The following is a 16130-nucleotide window of genomic DNA, read 5'->3' on the forward strand; positions in this document are numbered from 1 at the left end:
TTACACTCCTATATCCATACGCAATATAGAAAGGACGAGGGAATCCCCCGTCCTCTCAAAACCTATTTGACTATAAGTCGAAGCACATCATCAATAATTAGTTGGTTCGCGATCACGTTCTGATTGAACCAATGTCCGGAATCCACTTCATACACATGACCTTGTTTAACCGCGGGCAATTGCTGCCAAAGCGGGTTATCCACAGGAGCCTTTGCACGACCTTTACCTGAAAGCACAAAAATGTAATCCACATCATCGAGCTGAGCCAGTGTTTCCAGGGAATACGTATCATAGTCGCCTTTTAACAATTTAGGCTGTTTGAAACCAAACCCTTGATACAATAGTTTACCACTATAGAAATTCGCACCAAACAATTTAAATCCTTTTTCATTAGCGGATTGGAATAATACGGCAGATTTGTCGCCAATCGCGGTCCGAAGCTTATCTTTGGAAGCCGTGACCTTCTCATCATATTTCTTAATTGCTTGCTCTGCTTCTTTTGTTTTCCCAAGCACTTCACCTAATTTGGCAACACTCCCGCGCCAGTCGTTCTCATCATTGGATAATACGAACGTAGGAGCAATTTTGGAGAAATCCTCGTAGGTTCCATTTTTCATATAAGTTGGTGCAGCAAGAATAATCAGATCTGGATTATGACTTAACGTTTGCTCAGGCTTGAGTCCACCCGTCATGTCTAAGACAGGCACCCCGCTCAATACGTTTTGCAAATACTGCTGAGGCTCACCGGCAGCAGACCATTGCGCGACAGGCTTAATGCCGAGTGCTGTTAAGCCATCTTCTAGGAAAGGAGCGATTACACGCTTAACCTCGCCTGGAATTTTCACCTCATGTCCCATCGCATCCTTCAGGACACGTTCTTGCGGTTGTGCAGAGGCTGTTGCCGTTGCTGGCTTCGTACTTGCAGGCGTAGCTGCATTGTTCGTATCGGTTCCGGCACCACAGCCGGCTAGAAATAACGAAGACACGAGTAAAACTGCTGTGAAATTAATGAACTTTCTTTTACTTGCTTGAATCATTGGATATCCCCCTAGATGATACTGATAATCATTATCGATATTTAGGAGTATATAGGACAATTCCTTCTTTGTGAATACGTAAAAATGCTGACTTTTCATTCATCGACCGCACGATTGTATATATTCTAGTATCCAACCGCTATCATTTTTGATAGATATGTCCAAGCAATTTTTTCACGGTCAACATAAATTAAATCTATCAATCTATCAATCTAGTAGAATAGGAGGGGCTATGATGGGAACCATGTGGGGTGGATATACCGTTGATCTTAACCTGATCGGGTCCGGAGCTTTAGGCAAAGTTTATAAAGCTTATGATTCGAATGGACGCCAGCTGGCAATCAAAGAGACTTCCAATCGTGAGGCGGCAAGACGCGAAGCGCGGATTATGCAGAGTTACCGGATCGGTGAGTTTTTGCCACGCTATTATGATTATTTTGAGATCGGGGAAAAAGGCTATTTGGTTACTGAGTATATCCTGGGGTCGACTTTGGGCAATGACTTTCATAATACCTTCACCAATAAGCGGGATCAGGACTTAAGTGTAGAGATTACAATCAACATCCTCAAGGGGCTTAGACGACTCCACAAAACAGGGTATATCCATAATGATGTGCTGCCCAAAAATGTCATGATACTTCACAATAAGCCTGAGACGGTCAAAGTAATAGATTTCAACATTGCCAAAGAGATTGTGAGTCCTGCTGTCATGAATAAAGAGCTACAGGCTGTGTGCAAAATATGTGCTTTCCTCATGAACGGGACGCTAGCGGATATCCGTAAGGCGGAAATTCGCGATAGAGATCTTAGGCGTGTGTTATTAAATCCCTTTGACGTAAACAATAAGGACAAGTATCCTTCAGCTGACGCACTCATTGCAGCATTACGGCCTTTTTGCTAAGGCACCTGACTGATCAGGTGCTCCAATCCTTGTCCAGCGAAGGCAGAAGTCAACTCCAGTCCCTTTTACTGCGCCTATAGGTCTGGTGGATTTTCTAAGTAACCAGTGGTAGAATATAGGAGGTTGTCCCAATTCACAATTAGAGGAGATTGGTCATGTCAATTAATGCTTATTTAAATTTCCCAGGAAACACGCGAGAAGTTGTAAATTTCTATGCAGACGCATTTAATCTGCCATCTCCAAAAATGATTACATTTGGCGATATGCCGCAAAACCCTGACTATCCGCTGCCTGAAGAGGCTAAAAACGGTGTCATGCACACTCGTTTGGATATTAACGGAAGCCCTCTGATGTTTTCCGACACGTTCCCCGGTATGCCATACGTTGTAGGGAACAACATTAGTCTTTCTTATGTCAGCCCTAATGAAGAAGAACTTACAAATGTATTTCATAAGTTGAAAGTTGGCGGCAAGGTAGTTATGGAGCTGCAAGCGACGGACTGGAGTAAACTATACGGTCAAATAGAAGACAAGTTCGGCATTCTTTGGCAGTTTAATCTTGATAGCGGAGAATCTTTCTAAACATACGCATCAAAAGGCCCGTGCTGTAAGCACGGGCCTTTCCTTTTTACAAGATCGGTGAAATCAACTTCGAAATCGACTCCAGGAATCGGATGCGAAGCGATCGCTTCTCATACTCCTCCAAGGTCAACTCCATACACCCCTCCATATCCATCCAGAAAGTGTCTTCCAGCTTTCTGGCGGTCTCCTCATGAAACATCAGCGCATTCGTCTCAAAATTTAGCCGCAAGCTGCGAATATCGAAATTCGCTGTTCCCACCGATGCTACTTTGCCATCTACAATAATCGTTTTGGCATGTAGAAATCCGTAATCATATAGATAACATTTCACGCCAGCGCGCAGCAATTCACCTACATAATACAAAGAAGCCCAGTGCACGAAGAGATGATCTGCCTTCTCCGGTATCATAATCCTCACATCAATCCCCGAAAGCGCAGCAATTCGCAACGCATTCAACATACTTTCTTCGGGAATAAAATAAGGTGTTTGCAGCAAGATGCGACTTTTGGCCATATGTATCAGCTTGAGGAATGTATACACGAAGTGCGGCCAAGTCTCGTTCGGACCACTTGCAACAATTTGCATAGGGACCTTCCCTTGCTCAGCACTATTCACAATCTCCGGAAAATGACCAGCACCCACTTCAAGCGTCTCTGACGAAGCTAAGTTCCAGTCAAGGATGAATCGGGATTGTAACGCACGCACGACAGTGCCTCTCAGGCGAAGATGCGTATCGCGCCAGTAACCAAACTTGGGGTTCAATCCAAGGTATTCATTTCCGATATTAAATCCGCCAATATAGCCAATTTGTCCATCAATAACCACTAGCTTACGATGATTCCGATAATTCACACGATAGTTCAGAAAAGGAATACGCGATGGAAAAAATGCAGCTTTGTGCCCGCCTGCCTGCAAAAAATCTTTAAAAAAGGAGTCCTTCAACGTACGCGAACCGATATCATCATAAAGAAAGCGAACCGTAACACCTTGCGCGGCTTTGCGAGTTAGCACTTCCATAATTCGCTGACCTAAGGAATCATTTTTCACAATATAGTATTGCATATGGATATGGTTTACGGCTTCCTCCAGACGGCTGATCACATCATTAAATTTCTCCACACCATCCGTGAAGATATGTACTTCATTATCCTGTGATAAGAATGAATCATTCGTAGCTACATTCAAATAAATTAAATACCGGTAATCCTTTACCATGGGATCGATATAGGGAAAAGTCCCCTCCATGAGTTGCTGCCGCTGCTCGCCAATCACAGTCTGCATTCGTTCCTGCATGCGCTTATTCCATTTATACAGTTTTCGTCGGCTCAGGTTTTGCCCCAGCATCACGTACAATAGAAAGCCTAGAATAGGAATGAATAATAGCACCATTAACCAAGACCATGTAGCCGCAACATTACGTCGTTCTAAGAACACCACCGTGAGCGCCAATAAAATATTGACGACGAACAACACGGTTAACATATGAGAAAACCAATCCATGCCCATCATTTACCACTCCAACCCTCTTTACTCGTCTGCCCCTATTATACCTGAATTTTCTAAATAACGAAAAAGCCCCCCTCAATCTTCCGAATGAGGAGGTCCTATTCACAATCTCTAAGAGATCATTTCTTTATAAAGTGCGATATACTGCTGCGCGGATCTGCGCCAGCTATAGTCACATTTTTTCATATTTTGCTGAATCTTCATCCAACTGTCCCGATCATTCTTAAAAAAGAATACCGCTCGTCGGATGATATGCAGCATATCATGAGCGTTGTAGTGCGTGAACGAGAAGCCTGTCCCTTCTCCAGTGAACTCATTATACGGCTGCACCGTATCCTTCAGACCACCCGTTTCCCGCACGATCGGCACAGAACGATAGCGAAGGGCAATCAATTGACCGATGCCGCATGGCTCGAATTGGGATGGCATCAAGAAGAGGTCCGAAGCTGCATAAAACTGATGGGCTAACGCTTCGTCGAAGTAAATATGCGCAGACACTTTAGTCGGATAAGCAGCGGCCGCATCTCGAAACATTTGCTCGTAGACAGGCTCGCCAGTTCCCAGAACAACAAGCTGAATGTTGAGCGTTAGAATCTCACGCAGCACGTGTTGAATGAGATCTAAGCCCTTCTGCTGCACCAAACGAGTCACCAGCACGATCATCGGGATGTCGCCATCCACAGGTAGCCCTAGGCGCTCCTGAAGCGCTATTTTATTCTGCGTTTTCTTCGGCAAGGAATCACGGTAATTCACGACGAGATTCTTATCCGTCATGGGGTCGAAAATATCGTAATCAATCCCATTCACGATACCCGTCAATTGATCTCTACGATGGCGCAGCAGGCTGTCCAAAAACTCGCCGTAATACGGCGTTTGAATTTCCTCTGCATAGGTCTGGCTAACGGTTGTAATTTGATCCGAATACAAGAGTCCGCCTTTTAGGAAACTAGCCCCACCATGAAGCTCAAGCGCGGTTCCAGAGAAATGATCGTCGGACAAGCCGAACAAATCTTTGAACACTTCTTGACCAAAGACACCTTGATACTTCAGGTTATGCACAGTCGTCATCGTTTTGATTTCGCTAAAGAAAGGCAAATGCTGATAATGAGCCTTTAACAAAACAGGAATCATCCCCGCTTGCCAATCATGACAATGAATCACGTCCGGCTGGAAGTCCAAGTATGGAAGCGCCTCGATGACCCCGCGACAGAAGAAGCCAAAACGCTCCGCTTCATCGCCAAAACCATAGATACCTGAACGCTTGTAATAAAATTCATTATCCACGAAGTAAAAGGTGACTCCTTCATGTTCAAGCACATCAATACCGATATATTGTTTGCGCCAGCCTAATTGAACTTCGAATGCTGCGACTTGTGACATTTTGTCTCTAAACTTAGCAGGGATATCCCCGTATTTGGGCAAAATGACCCGCACATCAAGCCCTTGATGGGTCAGCTCCTTGGGTAAGGAGCCAATCACATCTGCTAATCCACCTGTTTTTATAAACGGCACGGCCTCCGAAGCCGCGAACAGTATTCTCATCTTGCCACTCCTCCAACTTTGGTGGTACACGGATCGATCCTGCTCTTAGATGACTTTCGTTTTTGCTGCAATGAATGGGGCTTTGTTGTCCCCCGTTAACACACGGCCACGGCTGATGAAAACATCCTTATCTAGTATCGCGTTCTCGATAATGACGTTTTCCTCAATCTCGCAGTTTTGCAGGATGATACTATTTTTTACATAAGCACCCTTGCGGATCTTCACACCACGGAACAAAATACTGTTCTCGACTTTCCCTTCGATTTGACAGCCGTTCGCGATAAGCGCGTTCTTGGCAGATGCGGAGTCCCAATATTTGGCAGGAGGCTCATCCTTTACTTTGGTATAAATCAGATTCTTCTGGAAGAAGAGTTCACGCCAAATCGCTGGGTTCAACAGCTGCATACTGTGCTTGTAATAGCCTTGAATGGAATTCACAATGCCCAGATGCCCCTCAAATTTATAACCATACACGCTTAATTTATCAATATTTTTCATAATGCCGTCGCGTACCAAATGATCATATCCTTGCGCTAGGCAGGATTCCACCATATCCAAGAGCAATGCCTTGCTCATGATATACATTTCCATGGAGATGTTGTTCGTCCGCAAGCGGCCTGTGTGATCTTCCATCAACGTAACTTGACCGGTCTCTTTAACTGCCATGCGGCGGAATTTCCCATGAACCTCTTCGTCTGTTTGCTTGTAAATCACCGTGATATCCGCTTGCATATCTTCATGGTAACGAACGGCATCGTTCAAATCCAGATTGCACACCATGTGACTGCGAGAAATAATAACGAACTCTTCTTTGCCACGGTAGAAATAGTCACGATGGCTATAGAATTGATACAAATCTCCGCGAGAAATCCCTGTCGGTTCATCAAGAACGGATGGAAGGACGAATAGTCCGCCACGCTTACGGTCTAAATCCCATTCTTTACCAGACCCGAGATGATCCATGAGGGAACGATATTTGTGTTGTGTGAATACGGCTACGTTGTCAATCCCTGAATTCACCATATTCGAAAGTGCAAAATCGATTAACCGATAACGTCCACCGAATGGCACGGATGCCGGGCAGCGGAAATAAGTCAGTTCCTCCAAATCATCCGGTTCATTGACTAAATTAATGACTCCCATCACGTGTTTCATCTGACATCATCCCTTCTGATTAGCGTAGCCTGTTACCCGCTCGTTACCGCCAATAAGTACAATTTCTCCTGCACCATCAACAACCGCACCATCTTCAACCACCGTATTTTCACCAATAATTGCTTTGATAATCGTTACGTTGTTACCAATTTTGGCATTTGGCATAATGACGGAATCTTTAATCTGGCTGCCTTCACCAACCTGAACACCGAAGAAAAGGACAGAATGATCAACATCTCCAAAAATCGCGCAGCCCTCATTGACCAAAGAACGTTTAATATTGGCTGTAGGTGCTACATATTGAGCAGGTTGATACGGATTCTGAGAATACACGCGCCAGTCTTTATCATTGAGGTTTAGTTCATTATTGTCGTCCAAAAGGTCCATATTCGCTTCCCATAGACTATCGATGGTACCGACGTCTTTCCAATAGCCTTCGAATGGATAAGCAAACATTCTCGCTTCATCCTTCAGCATCATCGGAATGATATCTTTCCCAAAATCTTTGCTTGACTCCGGATTCGCCTCATCTTCCAGCAAATAGGATTTTAACGCTTTCCAGTTAAAAATATAAATTCCCATGGACGCTAAGTTAGAGTTTGCTTCCTTCGGCTTCTCAGCGAATTCCGTGATCTCCTGCTTCTCGTTTACGCTCATGATGCCAAAACGGCTTGTTTCTTCCCATTTCACTTCGATAACGGCGATAGTCGCGTCCGCATTTTTTTCTTTGTGATAGGAAAGCATGAGGTCGTAATCCATTTTATAAATATGGTCACCTGAAATGACCAGAACATATTCCGGATCATATTGCTCGATAAAGCCAATGTTGCGATAGATCGCGTTGGCCGTACCTTTGTACCAGTCGCCGCCTTTTTGCTCCATGAACGGTGGCAGCACCGTAACACCGCCATATTTGCGGTCAAGATCCCAAGAGCTTCCAATACCAATGTAAGTATTCAATACGAGAGGTTGATACTGGGTAAGAACCCCCACCGTATCGATCCCTGAATTCGTACAATTGCTGAGAGTAAAATCAATGATGCGATATTTGCCGCCAAAGTGTACAGCTGGCTTAGCTAAATTGTTCGTCAGTACGCCTAATCTTCGCCCTTCTCCTCCAGCGAGGAGCATGGCAACACATTCTTTACTGCGCATATTTGATTTCCCCCTTCAACTTCATCATTCTCTGATTGGAATTCACTCACACACTTGATATAAACAGCCGCAAGCGGCGGAATACATAGAGATAAACTATACGGGTGACGATGCATGGAGCTAGCTTTGCTTGTGATCGGCATCGTATTCCCTTGACCGGAACCGCCAAACTCAGACGCATCGCTATTGAAAACAACTTCGTAAAAACCTAATTTCGGAACGCCGATTCGATAATCCGGATGAACAACGGGTGTGAAATTACACACAAGAATAAGTTCATCCTCCGGCGCAGTCCCTTTTCGCATATAAGTAACAACACTTTGGGTCTCGTCATGGGGGTTAATCCATGCAAACCCTGCTGGATCATGATCCAGCTGCCATAAGGCTGGTTCCTTTAAATAAAACTGATTGAGCGACTTCACATAGTGATGCATCTGCTCGTGTTTCTCATAACCATCTAACAAAAACCAATCCAGCTCTTCAAGATCCTTCCATTCATCGAATTGACCGAATTCACTTCCCATAAAGAGCAGCTTTTTACCTGGATGCCCCGACATGTACCCATATAACACCCTCAAATTAGCGAATTTCTGCCAATAGTCACCAGGCATTTTATGCAGGAGTGAACGCTTTCCATGCACAACCTCATCATGTGAAAGAGGAAGTACATAATTCTCACTCCAAGCGTACATGAACGAGAACGTAATTAACTTGTGATTGTACCTGCGATGGATGGGATCCAGCTTCATATACTTCAGCATATCGTTCATCCAGCCCATATTCCACTTGTAGTTAAACCCTAATCCACCTTCGTGGACGGGTGCAGTTACGAGCGGCCAATCCGTTGAATCCTCTGCCATCATCAGGGCATTGGGGAAATAGGAGAACACAACTTGATTCAGTTTGCGAATGAACGCGATTGCCTCTAGATTCTCCTCGCCACCCTGTTGGTTGCGAATCGGAGTTTCATCCCATCTGCCGAAATTTAAATGTAACATGGAAGCAACCGCATCAACGCGTATCCCATCCATATGATACATGTCCATCCAAAATACGGCATTTGAGATTAAAAAACTCTGAACCTCCGGTCTGCCAAAATCGAAAGTGAGTGTTCCCCACTCGAGCTTTTCCGCTTTGCGAGGATCTTCATATTCATACAAAGGCTTGCCATCAAACTGACGTAGTCCATGACTGTCTTTGCAGAAATGACCAGGTACCCAGTCCATAATGACGCCGATACCCTTCTGATGACACGTATCCACGAATCGCATGAATTCCTTTGGCGACCCATGACGACTTGTAACGGAGTAGTACCCCGTTGCTTGGTACCCCCAAGAGCGATCAAAGGGATGCTCGGCCAGCGGCATTACCTCAATGTGCGTATAGCCCATTTCTACGGCGTAATCCACTAACTCAGTCGTTAATTGCTCGTACGTATACATCTCTTCGCTTTTGCGGTCTTTCTTTCGCCAGGTGCCAAGATGCACCTCGTAAATGGACAGCGGCTTGTTATACGCAGGTACTTCTTTCTTCTGGAGCTGCCAGGCTTGATCCTGCCAGTCATAACCACCCAAATCAACAACCCGAGATGCAGTGCCGGGCCTTAATTCGGAATAGAAGGCATAGGGATCTGCTTTTATCAAAATCTGTCCCGTCTGACTATGAATTTCGAACTTGTAATAGTCACCTTCACTCGCTTCTGGAATAAAAAGCATCCAGAGGCCTAACGAACTAATCTTTTCCATGTGATGCTCGCCGGTTTGCCACTCATTGAAATCTCCAAGTACAAAGACAGTTTTTGCATGTGGTGCCCATACGGCGAATCGAACACCCTCATGCCCTTTTTCTTTGCTAACATGTGCCCCTAAGATACGATAACTGTGGAAAAGGGATCCTTCATGAAGCAGAAACAAATCCTCGGAGCTTGGAATACCAACATTTGCTCCCACATTATCCCCCCCTATTTCGACATGTCCTAACTCTAAGATGCGTGTTGCAAATCGTCTCTACCTCTACAAATACAACAAACAGGTAATGAATTCCTTCAATTCAAACTGAATAAAATAAAGGAAATCTCTCAACCTTCGGTGAATTATTGGTAGGACAAGAAATGAAAGGTGGATCACACATAATGAAGGATAAAGTAAAAGGACTTATCGTGGGTTTAACGATTGGATCAGTTTTAAGTGGAACGGTAGCTTTTGCTGCAGGAACTCAGATTGAAGTGGCCTTCCGTAATCTGACGTATATGTTTGATGGTGTCGAAAAAACGCCAACGGATAGCAAAGGCTTTATTTACGAAGGGACAACTTATGTGCCTTTACGTTTCATGAGCGACTCGCTAGGCAAAAAGGTAGCGTGGGATGATGAGACAAGCACGATTTGGATTGGCAATAATCCGAATCAAGTCGTTGCCACTTATAAAGGCGGGACTGTGACAAGAGCTGATTTCGATGCCTTCTTTAATCTCAAAGCTTTGTTCAACAGCAACCATGCTGCCTCCAAAGATAACGTGGAGTATCAGACAGGTATTCTGAAGGAATTAGTAACGAACCGCGTTCTCTATAGTCGTGCTTCAGAGGCTGATATCGCAGCAGCTAAGGAAAGTGCGGCTTTACAAGTTGCAGCTTGGAAGCAACAAATGGGCGAAGCTAAGTTTGTTGCCGACTTGAAGAACGTGAATACGTCAGAGAGTGCTATTCAGTATTTCTTAGTGGGCAGTTTGACGGCTTCAAACTATGTGAAATCCAGTATTACAGATGCACAGCTGAAGGCACAATATGAAGCGACGCTAAAAGCAAATAAAGATGCTTACACCGTGGCGTCCGTTCGTCATATTTTAATCGGATTATCTGATCCAGACGGAAAAGCACTTCGCACGAAGGAAGAAGCACTCACAATTGCCAAAGATGTAGCATCCAAGCTTAAAAATGGCGGCGACTTCGCAGCACTTGCTAAACAATATTCCGAAGACCCAGGTTCAAAGGATGCAGGCGGATTGTATGCTGATGCTGACGTAAGCCAATGGGTAGAAGGTTTCAAAATTGCAGCGATTAATCAAACGGTAGGTGCAATTGGCGACCCTGTTGAAACCGAGTTCGGTTATCACATCATCAAGGTGGAATCTAGATCTGTTAAATCGTTCGATGCTGTTAAAGATTCACTCAGAGGTGGCCTTGAACAAGCACAATACCATCAATTCGCAGAAAAAGAACTGCCTGGATTGATTGAAAAGATCGATTTAGGTCAATAAATGGTGTACAATGGATGTTTAGTCTAGTAAACAGTTGAAGGATGGATTACAGCATGTTTTATGCAAAAGATTGGGTCGATTATGAACTACTCGATACTGGCGGCGGCGAAAAGCTAGAACGCTGGGGAACGATTGTACTTCGCAGACCCGACCCGCAAATTATTTGGCCTCTACAAAAAGAAACACCAGCTTGGCGTCAAGCTGATGCCCACTATCACCGCAGCTCCAGCGGCGGCGGCCAATGGCAGCAGCACGCAGAGCTACCTGAACGCTGGACGATCACTTACGATCAGAAGCTGACCTTTTATATTAAGCCTACTAGCTTTAAGCATACGGGTCTGTTCCCTGAGCAAGCGGTCAATTGGAAATGGATGATGGACAAGATTAAAGGCGCTGGACGCCCAATTAAAGTGCTCAACCTTTTCGCTTACACGGGTGGCGCAACACTTGCTTGCGCGCATGCAGGCGCTGAAGTATGCCATGTCGATGCTTCCAAAGGTGTTGTTCAATGGGCAAAAGAGAATTTGCACCTAAGCGGTATGGGTTCCAGACCTGTTCGATTCATTACGGATGATGTGTTCAAATTCGTTCAAAGAGAACAGCGCCGCGGCAGCAAATACGATGCGATCATTATGGATCCACCTTCCTACGGACGTGGACCTAACGGTGAAACTTGGAAATTGGAAGATGACCTCTTCCCGTTCATTCAGACTTGCCAATCCATTTTGACGGACAACCCGTTATTCTTGTTGATTAACTCCTATACAACAGGTATCTCGGCTACTGTACTTCAGAACATTTTGACCATGGCGATGAAAGAAAAGCATGGCGGAACGATCTCCAGCGGAGAAATCGGCCTTCCGATCACTCACTCCGGCCTGATGCTCCCTTGCGGTATTCTGGGACGCTGGGAGGCGTAGGCAGTGGCGTTCAAGGAGGATAACGGTGCATCGCAGATCCCGATTATTTTTGAAGACAACCACATTCTTGTGGTTGAGAAGCCCGTCAACATGCCTACGCAGGAAGACGAGTCTCGTGATCTCGACTTGTTGAACGCCTTGAAGGCGGACATCAAGGAGCGGTACAATAAGCCCGGCAATGTGTATCTCGGGCTTGTGCATCGCTTGGATCGTCCCGTTGGCGGCGTGATGGTCTTCGCCAAAACGTCAAAAGCCGCGTCCCGACTTTCGGACGCGGTAAGAACGAGGCAGCTCGACAAGACGTACGTCGCTGTCGTGCATGGTAAACCCTCCCAGCCGGCCGCTACGCTGCGCCACTGGCTGTGGAAGGATACGCGGACGAATACCGTCAGCGTGGTCAAGGCAGGCCAGCAGGACGCCAAGGAGGCGGTGCTGGACTATAAGCTGCTCGGCAGCCAAGACGGGCTCAGCTTGATCCAGATCAAGCTGCACACCGGGCGGCCGCATCAGATCCGCGTGCAGCTGGCTGCCATTGGCTGCACGCTGTACGGCGACCAGCGCTATGGCAGCGCTGTGAATAAACCGGGCCAGCAGCTCGCGCTGTGGGCCACAGCACTTGCCTTTGAGCATCCTGTGCTCAAAGAGAGCATGCATTTCCGGTCGCTGCCTCCCGTGCAGCGGCCTTGGAACGAGTTCACCATCCCCGAGTTATGAGGGGATGAATGCCATTTAGTTGGCAACTTTGCCCAACAAATAAATAAGCAATTTCTGATTATGAGCGGAAACGCGATTCAGGTACGAATCCAACAGTTCTTCACGGATTCCACGACCTCTCTCGCATTCCGCTTTTCCTTTGCCTGTCACGTGAATCCAGACGATACGACGGTCTTTCTCGTCTCTTATACGTGTAATTAACTCCGCTTTTTCCATCCGATCGAGTAAAGTTGTGACGGCCGCAGGTGTCGTGGATAAATATTCGATTAAATCCGAAGGCTTCATACGTTCATGGACTAGGAGCAGTTCTAACACATTCAGCTGTCCTTCCGTAATCGTAGGGGCTAAGCCTACCTCCATCTGATTTTTCAATTCCTTCGATAATTTTAGCCATAGCTTTCCGAATTCATCGGAATACATCCTCATCAACTCGCTTCCATTTTCACCTATTTATTGCAAGTATAGCACGCCTTTTCGCTAGTTTAAAGATTAATGCCATTAATATTTTCTTACAAAAATTGCAAATGAAGTGGACATGCTGAGGTTTGCTGATACCTGATGTCGAGCCTCCGCAAAGCTTGTCTACTCTTGGATAATCGGACAAGCCAATCGACTTCTTTTAACAAGTTGCCCAGTAGTCACATATACTGTTCGAAGGTACCCTGCACCCTTGTAGACAACAGCGATTTCTTTTTTTTCGGAGAAACTTGCCGTGCAAGGCTGTTTACTAACTTTCAAGGAGTGATTGAGTTGGAAGATTGGAAAGTAGAGCTAGGCAAAAAAGCACTGGAAGCGGGCATGCTAAAAGACCCACAGTGGCTGAATCGATTAGACGAACCGATGCCCCTGTGGGTCCTATTAGAGTTAGCTTTTACACTAATTGAAAGATTGGATCCCCCAACAATTAGTTACGATTGAGGAAAACGCAAAATCTCAATAATGGATTCTGTTTTCGTGACTGGAATTAGTGATTTGCCTTGCGCTTTACGATCTTCTAACGGAGCTGTTTCCGTTGAGAAGCGCAGCTTTTCACCATTGCTCATCACAGCTGTAATCAAGTAATCCATTTTCACAATAAACGTTCGGATTAAGGCAGAACCATTAGGTCTCACACGTTTGCCTTCTTTGAATTCGAAGGTAATGATTCCCTTTCCGCCGCGTCCTTGAATTGGATAATCGACAACGAGAGATCGCTTCGCATACCCGAGGTCCGAGATGACCAGTACTTCCCCTTCATCCCCGTAAATCCACTCAGCAGACACGACTTCATCGTCTTCCTTCAGCTGGATGCCGCGCACTCCCGCGGCCGCACGGCCCATCGGGTTCACTTCTTCCTCACGGAAACGGATGCTCATGCCCTGCTTCGTGACGAGAAGAATTTCCTTCGTATTGTCACTTAAATGGACTTGCAGCACTTCATCTTGTTCCCCAAGCTTACACGCGACAATCGCGTTTGAGCGATTCGTCATGTACTCTTTGAGCTCTGTGCGCTTCACTTGTCCTTTGCGTGTGACGAATACGAGTGACTTCGTCGGATCGTCAAAGCCTTTGACAGGAATCACATTCACGATGCGATCTTCCTTCGCAATGGGGATGACATTGACGATAGCAGTACCGTTTTCTTTCCACTTGTACTCCGGAACTTGATGGACAGGCAATAAGTAGTATTGCCCCTTCTTCGTGAAGATCAGCAAGCTCTCGATCGTATTCACATCTAACAAGAAACGAAGGTAATCGCCTTCCTTCATGCCTGTATTCTCAAGCTCCCCACCTGAACGTGTGAAGGATAGCTTGCTTGTACGCTTCAAGTACCCCTCATTGGACAGAGTGACAAGCACATCTTCAGCCGTTACAAGAACTTCAAGATTTACTTTCAGTTCTTCGACTTCCCCTTGAATCTCCGAGCGGCGATCGATCCCATATTTTTTGCGGATCTCCCCCATCTCGTCTTTAATAACACCGAGAAGCTTCTTCAAGCTGCCGAGAATCCCGCGCAAGTACGCAATCGTTTTCTCAACATCCTTTAATTCCTTCTCCAGCGTCGTTATTTCCAAATTCGTTAAACGGTATAATTGCAGGACGAGGATGGCATCAGCTTGTCGTTCTGAAAAATGAAACTTTTCTACGAGATTATTTTGGGCATCCTGCCTATTTTTCGATGCTTTAATCGTGGCAATGACCTCATCCAAAATGTTTAGTGCTTTGACAAGCCCTTCGAGGACATGTGCCCGATCTTCTGCCTTTTCCAATTCGTATTGCGAACGGAACGTAACTACTTCCTTCTGATGCTCAATGTAAGCCTCCAGAATCTCACGGATACCTAGTTGACGCGGCGCTTTATTGACAATGGCAACCATGTTGAAGTTATACGTCACTTGCAGATCCGTTTTCTTCAGCAGATAAGCCAAAATCCCTTGTGCATCCGCTTCCTTCTTGAGCTCGATGACGATACGAAGCCCATTACGGCCGCTTTCATCTCGTACTTCAGCGATTCCTTCGATTTTCTTCTCCAGGCGGATATTCTCCATCGCCGTGACTAACCGAGATTTCACCACTTGATATGGGATTTCGGTAATGACAATTTGCTGTCTGCCGCCGCGCATTTCTTCGATCGCGGTTTTGGAGCGGATATAGATACGGCCTTTTCCTGTGCGGTAAGCTTCACGTATCCCCTCTTCACCCATGATGATGCCTGAAGTTGGGAAATCCGGACCTTTTACAATCGACATTAATTCGTCAATCGTAATCTCAGGTTTATCGATCATAGCCGTACAAGCGTCGATGATTTCACGCAAATTATGAGGCGGAATTTCCGTCGCAAAACCTGCCGAGATCCCACTTACACCGTTTACAAGCAAATTCGGATAACGTGCAGGCAATACAACCGGTTCTTTGGTTGAATTATCAAAGTTATCCTTGAACATTACCGTACGCTTCTCTATATCGCGAAGAAGTTCCATCGCGATTTCGGATAAGCGTGCTTCTGTATAACGCATAGCTGCTGGTGGATCATCATCTAAAGAACCCCAGTTCCCATGACCATCCACAAGGGTATGCCCCATTTTCCACGGTTGTGCCATACGTACCATACCATCATAAATCGACGCGTCACCATGTGGATGATAGTTCCCCATAACATCCCCAACTGTTTTCGCTGATTTCCGGTAAGGTTTATCCGGCGTGTTGCCTGAGTCGTACATGGCGTACAAGACCCGGCGTTGAACGGGCTTCAAGCCGTCTCTAACGTCAGGAATTGCTCGATCCTGAATAATATATTTGGAATATCGACCGAATCGATCGCCAACGATCTCCTCTAGAAAGGCTGGTAAAAACTCTTCTAAAATGCTCACTTTCTCGTCACCACT

The 16130-nt window shown here is 45.7% G+C and carries 14 protein-coding genes; 6 read left to right on the forward strand and 8 right to left on the reverse strand.

Going from position 1 to position 16130, the window contains the following annotated elements; genetic code table 11:
• Positions 1–62: 62 nt before the first annotated feature.
• Positions 63–1037 carry an ABC transporter substrate-binding protein gene (locus tag AC58QT_RS07295; protein ID WP_497408372.1) on the reverse strand — a complete coding sequence of 325 codons (975 nt, stop codon included), beginning with the start codon at positions 1035–1037 and terminating at the stop codon, positions 63–65.
• 235 nt (positions 1038–1272) lie between these two features.
• On the opposite strand from AC58QT_RS07295, the gene AC58QT_RS07300 reads away from it, so the two are divergent.
• Together AC58QT_RS07300 and AC58QT_RS07305 are read left to right on the forward strand one after the other, a co-directional pair.
• The gene (locus AC58QT_RS07300) at positions 1273–1938 is read left to right on the forward strand and encodes a protein kinase family protein (protein ID WP_497408373.1); all 666 of its coding nucleotides are present in this window, start codon (positions 1273–1275) and stop codon (positions 1936–1938) included.
• A 155-nt stretch (positions 1939–2093) separates the two neighbouring features.
• Positions 2094–2519, forward strand: coding sequence for a VOC family protein (locus AC58QT_RS07305; protein ID WP_310223683.1), 426 nt, complete (start codon positions 2094–2096; stop codon positions 2517–2519).
• Positions 2520–2565: 46 nt separating this feature from the next.
• Here AC58QT_RS07305 and cls read toward each other — a convergent pair whose 3' ends face one another.
• The 5 genes from cls to glgB form a co-directional block, all read right to left on the reverse strand.
• Positions 2566–4029, reverse strand: a complete 1464-nt coding sequence (gene cls, locus AC58QT_RS07310; RefSeq protein WP_497408374.1) for a cardiolipin synthase — start codon at positions 4027–4029, stop codon at positions 2566–2568.
• Between the two features lie 108 nt (positions 4030–4137).
• Entirely contained in the window at positions 4138–5568 is a 1431-nt protein-coding gene (gene glgA / locus AC58QT_RS07315; protein WP_497408375.1) for a glycogen synthase GlgA, read from the reverse strand.
• Positions 5569–5613: 45 nt separating this feature from the next.
• Positions 5614–6723, reverse strand: a complete 1110-nt coding sequence (gene glgD, locus AC58QT_RS07320; RefSeq protein WP_497281967.1) for a glucose-1-phosphate adenylyltransferase subunit GlgD — start codon at positions 6721–6723, stop codon at positions 5614–5616.
• 6 nt (positions 6724–6729) lie between these two features.
• Positions 6730–7878, reverse strand: a complete 1149-nt coding sequence (locus AC58QT_RS07325; protein WP_497408376.1) for a glucose-1-phosphate adenylyltransferase — start codon at positions 7876–7878, stop codon at positions 6730–6732.
• On the reverse strand, positions 7821–9827 hold the full coding sequence (gene glgB / locus AC58QT_RS07330) for a 1,4-alpha-glucan branching protein GlgB (RefSeq protein ID WP_497408377.1): 2007 nt from the start codon (positions 9825–9827) through the stop codon (positions 7821–7823). Before glgB ends, AC58QT_RS07325 begins: the two co-directional genes overlap by 58 nt.
• 182 nt (positions 9828–10009) lie before the next feature.
• On the opposite strand from glgB, the gene AC58QT_RS07335 reads away from it, so the two are divergent.
• Genes AC58QT_RS07335 through AC58QT_RS07345 form a run of 3 tightly spaced genes read left to right on the forward strand, consistent with a single transcriptional unit; the run spans position 10010 to position 12765 of the window.
• Positions 10010–11131, forward strand: a complete 1122-nt coding sequence (locus tag AC58QT_RS07335) for a peptidylprolyl isomerase (protein ID WP_497408378.1) — start codon at positions 10010–10012, stop codon at positions 11129–11131.
• A gap of 53 nt (positions 11132–11184) precedes the next feature.
• Complete coding sequence (locus AC58QT_RS07340; RefSeq protein WP_310223668.1) at positions 11185–12051, forward strand: class I SAM-dependent methyltransferase; 867 nt, start codon at positions 11185–11187, stop codon at positions 12049–12051.
• Between the two features lie 3 nt (positions 12052–12054).
• Entirely contained in the window at positions 12055–12765 is a 711-nt protein-coding gene (locus AC58QT_RS07345; RefSeq protein ID WP_497408379.1) for an RluA family pseudouridine synthase, read from the forward strand.
• 15 nt (positions 12766–12780) lie between these two features.
• Here the strand turns inward: AC58QT_RS07345 and AC58QT_RS07350 are convergent, their stop codons facing one another.
• A complete protein-coding gene (locus AC58QT_RS07350) occupies positions 12781–13185 on the reverse strand; it encodes a MarR family winged helix-turn-helix transcriptional regulator (protein WP_310225187.1) in 405 nt (134 codons plus the stop codon).
• Between the two features lie 330 nt (positions 13186–13515).
• Here AC58QT_RS07350 and AC58QT_RS07355 point away from each other — a divergent pair, with 330 nt between their 5' ends.
• Complete coding sequence (locus tag AC58QT_RS07355) at positions 13516–13683, forward strand: hypothetical protein (RefSeq protein ID WP_310223664.1); 168 nt, start codon at positions 13516–13518, stop codon at positions 13681–13683.
• Here the strand turns inward: AC58QT_RS07355 and gyrA are convergent.
• Positions 13674–16115 (reverse strand): DNA gyrase subunit A, encoded by a 2442-nt coding sequence (gene gyrA, locus AC58QT_RS07360; RefSeq protein WP_497408380.1) that lies wholly within the window; start codon positions 16113–16115, stop codon positions 13674–13676. The genes AC58QT_RS07355 and gyrA overlap by 10 nt on opposite strands.
• Between the last annotated feature and the right edge of the window lie 15 nt (positions 16116–16130).

This window comes from Paenibacillus sp. J31R109, assembly GCF_059692055.1.